Origin of the sequence: Mesorhizobium sp. M7A.F.Ca.CA.004.12.1.1, assembly GCF_003997835.1 — a bacterium.
Classification (GTDB): domain Bacteria; phylum Pseudomonadota; class Alphaproteobacteria; order Rhizobiales; family Rhizobiaceae; genus Mesorhizobium.
Genome location: NZ_RZRK01000273.1, coordinates 1,975 through 7,231, shown reverse-complemented (window position 1 = coordinate 7,231; position 5,257 = coordinate 1,975). Strand labels below are relative to the sequence as shown.

Below are 5,257 nucleotides of genomic sequence, written 5' to 3'. Positions count from 1 at the left end.
CCCGTGTTCATGCGGGTCGAGGGCGAAGCCGTGGCCATCGTCGGCGGCGGCGAAGAGGCACTCGCCAAGGCGCGGCTGATCGGACAGTCGAGCGCGGTCCTGCGGATCATCGCGGAACACGCCGAGCCCGATCTGCTCGCCTTCATCGTCCAGGCCGGCGCGAGCCATTTTGCCGCCGCTTACGACGCATCGCAGCTCGAAGGCGCGATCATGGTGTTTGCCGCCAGCGGCGACGAGGAACTCGACCGTCGGGTGGCTGCGGATGCGCGCCGCCTAAGCATTCCGGTCAATGCCGTCGATCGGCCTGAGCTTTGCGATTTCTTCACCCCGGCGCTGGTCAACCGCGCGCCGGTCGCCATCGCCATCGGCACCGAAGGTGCAGGCCCGGTGCTTGCCCAGATGTTGCGCGGCCGCATCGACCGCATGCTGTCGCCGTCGCTCGGGCCGCTGGCAATTCTTGCGGCGTCGTTTCGCGGGGCTGCCGAGAAGCTGCTGCCGAAAGGCAATGCCCGCCGCCGCTTCTGGAATGATTTCTTCTCTGGCGCTCCTGCGCGCGCGGCCGAAGCCGGCCAGCTTTCGCAGGCGCATGAAGCTGCCGTCGATCTCCTGCTGTCGGACACGCCCGCTTGCGGTCACATCGCGCTGGTTGGCGCCGGTCCGGGCGCCGAGGATCTTTTGACCTTGCGGGCCCATCGTCTGCTGATGGAAGCCGATGTCATCGTCCATGACGCGCTGGTGCCCGAGGCGGTCGTTGCCATGGGTCGCCGCGATGCCGAGCGCCTGCCGGTCGGAAAGCGTAAGGGCTGCCACACCAAGAGCCAGGCTGAGATCAATGCGCTGCTGGTCGAGCTTGGCCGTGAAGGCAAGCGTGTCGTGCGGCTGAAGTCGGGCGATCCGCTGGTGTTCGGCCGGGCCGGCGAAGAGATGGCGGCACTTCGTGATGCCGGCATCGCCTATGAGGTGGTTCCGGGTGTCACCGCGGCCTTTGCCGCCGCCGCCGATTTCGAACTGCCGCTGACCTTGCGCGGTGTCTCCTCGTCGATGGTGTTCACCACCGGCCACGACCTCAAGGGCAATTCGCTGCCCGACTGGGCCAAGCTCGCCATTTCCGGCGCCACCGTCGCCGTTTATATGGGCCGCTCGGTGGCCGCCGAGGTTGCCGGACGGCTGATCGAGGCCGGTCTGTCGCCGGACACTGCGGTGGCCGTGGTCGAGAATGCCAGCCTCGCCAACCGGCGTCGCTTCCACGGCACGCTTGCCGACCTGCCGTCGCTGGAAGCGCGCGCCGATCTTTCCGGCCCGGTCATGACCATCATCGGCGATGCGGTCGCCGGCGCCAATTTTGAGCGATCCGAGCCGCTGGCGGCACACAGGCATGAAGGTGCGTCCAGTTCGATCGCCGAAGGAGTTCAGCCATGAAGATACTGACCGCCAACCGCCTCACCGACGGCATTGCTGTCTGGTACGCCGATGGCGGCTGGGCGGAGACGGTGGACCATGCCGACCTCGCCGATGACAAGGCAGCGGAGGATAGGCTCGAGGCGATCGGCGCCAAGGCCTATGCCGCCAACGAAGTGGTCGACGTCAATTTGATCGACGCTGAAGTCGTCAACGGTGTCGTCCAACCGGTGCGGCTGCGCGAGAAGATCCGCGCTGCCGGCCCGACCATTCGCAACGATCTCGGCAAGCAGGCTGCGCGGGCAGCATAACCAAGACACCAGGCATGGGCGGACGCGCCCTGAAAGACCAAGCATGTACCGTTACGATGAGTTCGACCACGATTTTGTCCAAGCCCGCGTCGCCGAGTTCAGCGACCAGGTGCAGCGTCGTCTTGCCGGCGAGATCACCGAGGACCAGTTCCGGCCCTTGAGGCTGATGAACGGCGTCTATCTTCAACTGCATGCCTACATGCTGCGCATCGCGGTGCCTTACGGCACGCTGAACGGCAAGCAGTTGCGCATGCTTGGTCACATCGCCCGCAAATACGACAAAGGCTATGGCCATTTCACCACCCGCCAGAACATCCAGTTCAACTGGCCGGCGCTGTCTGATATTCCGGCGATCCTGGCGGATCTCGCAAGTGTCGAGATGCATGCCATCCAGACCAGCGGCAATTGCATTCGCAATGTCACCGCCGACCACTTCGCCGGCGCTGCCGCCGACGAAGTCGCCGATCCGCGTCCCTACGCGGAAATCCTGCGCCAATGGTCGTCGGTGCATCCGGAATTCTCGTTCCTGCCGCGCAAGTTCAAGATCGCGGTGACGGGTGCCGAGCGCGACCGCGCCGCCATTCAGACCCACGACATCGGCCTGCACCTGAAGAAGAACGCCGCCGGCGAACTCGGTTTCGCCGTCTATATCGGCGGCGGCCAGGGCCGCACGCCGATGGTTGCCCGCAAGATCCGCGATTTCCTGCCGGAAGCCGACCTTCTGTCCTACTGCACGGCGATCCTGCGCGTTTACAACCTCTATGGCCGCCGCGACAACAAGTACAAGGCGCGCATCAAGATCCTCGTCCATGAGACCGGCGTCGAGGAGATCACCCGCCAGGTCGAGGCCGAGTGGCAGGAGTTGAAGGACGCCGAGCTGAAGCTGCCGGAAGCCGACATCCGCGCCATCGAGGCCTATTTCGCGCCACCGGTGCTCGCTGGGCGGCCGGAAGGCGACCAGGCGGTCAAGCTGGCGCGGCTCGATTCCAAGGGGTTCTCGGAGTGGCTCGACCAGAATGTCGTGACGCACCGCCATCCCGACTATGCGGCGGTGACGATCTCGCTGAAGGGCATCGGCGAGGTGCCCGGCGACGCCTCGGACAGCCAGATGGAAGCGATCGCCGACATCGCCGAGAAATATGGCTTTGACGAGCTGCGTGTCAGCCATGAGCAGAACCTGATCCTGCCGCATGTGGCCCGCGCCGACCTCAAGGCGGTCTATGATGCGCTGGTCGGCATCGGCCTGGCGACGGCCAATTCCAACCTGATATCGGACATCATCGCTTGCCCGGGCCTCGACTACTGTGCGCTGGCCACAGCGCGCTCGATCCCGATCGCGCAGGAAATCTCGCGCCGCTTCGCCTCGCTTGAGCGGCAGCGCGAGATCGGCGAACTGAAGCTGAAGATCTCCGGCTGCATCAACGCCTGCGGTCATCACCATGTCGGCCATATCGGCATCCTCGGGGTCGAGAAGAAGGGCTCTGAGCTCTATCAGGTGACGCTGGGCGGCTCGGCCGACGAAAACACCTCGGTCGGCGAGATCATCGGCCGCGGCTTCTCGTCGGAAGAGATCACCGACGCCATCGAGCAGATCGTCGAGACCTATCTCGGCCTCCGGCTCGACCCACAAGAGAAATTCATCGACGCCTACCGCCGAGTCGGTCCCGCGCCGTTCAAGGAGGCGCTCTATGCTGGCGAAGCCAAGGCCGCTTGACCGTATTGGAGACGTCGATGACGGTATCGCCGCCAAAGCGGCGGGGCTCGATGCGCTCTATGGTCATCTGAAGCCGATCGAGATCATCGAACGCTCGGCCCGCGAACTGTTCCTCGACGAGATCGCGGCGGTGTCGTCGTTCGGCGCGGATTCGGCTGTGCTGCTGCACATGATCGCCAAGATCGACCGGACGCTGCCGGTCATTTTCCTCGACACCGGCAAGCATTTCGAGGAGACGCTCGGCTATCGCGACGCGCTCGCCGCCGATTTCGGGCTGACCAACATAAGGGTGATCAAACCCGAGGAAGCAGCACTCGAACGGATCGATCCGACGGGCAATCTGCATCAGAGCAACACCGACGCCTGCTGCGACGTGCGCAAGGTGGAGCCGCTGGCGCGCGGTGTCGCGCCATTTCGTGCCTGGCTCACCGGCCGCAAGCGTTTTCAGGCCGCGACGCGGGCGGCGCTGCCGGTGTTCGAGGCGGTCGGTCCGCGCATCCGCATCAATCCGCTGGCGCATTGGACGACATCGGACCAGGCGGACTACATGCGCGCCCATGCGCTGCGCGAAAATCCGCTGGTCGCCTATGGCTATCTGTCGATCGGCTGCTTCCCGTGCACGCAGCCGGTGCAGCCGGGCGAGGACGCGCGCAGCGGCCGCTGGGCCGGTCACGCCAAGACCGAGCGCGGCATTCACCTGTCGGGGCTGGAGAAGTCGCTGACCGACGCATCCCTTTAGGATATGCTGATATTCAGGTTAGGCTGGCCTGCAAACGGCAGCTTCCTGCGCTTCCGGTGCTCACGTACTTCAAGTACGCTCCGCTCCGGTTCTCGGAAGCCGCTATTTTCGGCGCAGCCTGACCTGAATCTCAACACATCCTTGGTTCGTTTGACTATTTAGGAACTTTTTGATGACTGAACCGACGACAGCGGAGACCCGACTCTGGACCCCTGCGGGTTTTCACGAGGATGAGTGGACGCATGCCGAAAGCGCCGATGCGCTGTCCGGCAACGGCCGCTTCATCCTGCCGTTGCAAGTCTTCCTCGATCTGGATCCGGAGGTGCGCCGCTCGGCCAAGGAACGGCTCGGCGTCCTGCTGCAGCCTGGTGATCAGCTCGAGAAGATTGCCGACCTGCTCGACCAGCTGTCGCTGGTGGCATTGGCCTTCCCGGCCTTCAGCGACGGCCGCTCCTTCTCCAAGGGAGAACTGCTGCGCGGCCGCTACCATTTCGAAGGTGCCGTTCGCGCCACGGGCCAGGTGCTGGTGGACCAACTGCCGCATATGCTGCGGCTAGGCTTCGACGAGTTCGAGATTTCCAATGCGGTGCTGTTGAAGCGCCTGGAGGAGGGCCGCACCGGCGGATTGGGGCTCTACTACCAGCCAGCCGCCGTGCCGGAACCAAAAGGCCCGAAATACTCCTGGCGGCGCGTTCGCAGCAGCTGACGTTGCGGTAATTCCGCGCGTCTTTACATCAGCCGTGTTCAGGCCTTCTCTTGATCGTCCGGATGGAAAATCCGTGGAACGATCGGGGAGGGGTCTTCATGCGTTACGACTATGTCATAGCCGGCGGTGGGTCCGCCGGCTGTGCGCTTGCCGCGCGGCTTTCGGAAGATCCATCGAAAACGGTCTGCCTGATCGAAGCTGGCGGCGAGGGCAGGGATATGCTGATCCGCGCTCCGGCTGGCATTATCGGCATGCTTTCCGGCCGGCCCAGGATCAACAACTGGGCCTTCGAAACCGTGCCGCAGCAAGGTCTTGGCGGCCGCAAGGGCTACCAGCCGCGCGGCAAGGCGCTGGGCGGCTCCAGCGCCATCAATGCAATGCTCTATGTC

6 protein-coding genes are annotated in these 5,257 nt (G+C 64.4%); all 6 read left to right on the top strand.

Annotated features, from left to right (window positions below):
* Positions 1-1,419 (top strand): siroheme synthase CysG (cysG, locus tag EN984_RS16075; RefSeq protein ID WP_127383827.1); only part of this gene is annotated, 1,419 nt, incomplete at its 5' end.
* Positions 1,416-1,709: a DUF2849 domain-containing protein gene (locus tag EN984_RS16070; protein WP_127272018.1), complete on the top strand. Its 294-nt coding sequence runs from the start codon at positions 1,416-1,418 to the stop codon at positions 1,707-1,709. The genes cysG and EN984_RS16070, both read left to right, overlap by 4 nt.
* Before the next feature lie 43 nt (positions 1,710-1,752).
* Positions 1,753-3,423 (top strand): nitrite/sulfite reductase, encoded by a 1,671-nt coding sequence (locus tag EN984_RS16065; RefSeq protein ID WP_127272508.1) that lies wholly within the window; start codon positions 1,753-1,755, stop codon positions 3,421-3,423.
* A complete protein-coding gene (locus tag EN984_RS16060; protein WP_127383826.1) occupies positions 3,398-4,162 on the top strand; it encodes a phosphoadenylyl-sulfate reductase in 765 nt (254 codons plus the stop codon). The genes EN984_RS16065 and EN984_RS16060 overlap by 26 nt, the downstream gene beginning before the upstream one ends.
* Before the next feature lie 172 nt (positions 4,163-4,334).
* Positions 4,335-4,868, top strand: coding sequence for a DUF934 domain-containing protein (locus EN984_RS16055; protein WP_127271069.1), 534 nt, complete (start codon positions 4,335-4,337; stop codon positions 4,866-4,868).
* A gap of 98 nt (positions 4,869-4,966) precedes the next feature.
* Positions 4,967-5,257: GMC family oxidoreductase N-terminal domain-containing protein (locus EN984_RS38820; protein WP_245480074.1), on the top strand; the 291-nt coding region annotated here is incomplete at its 3' end.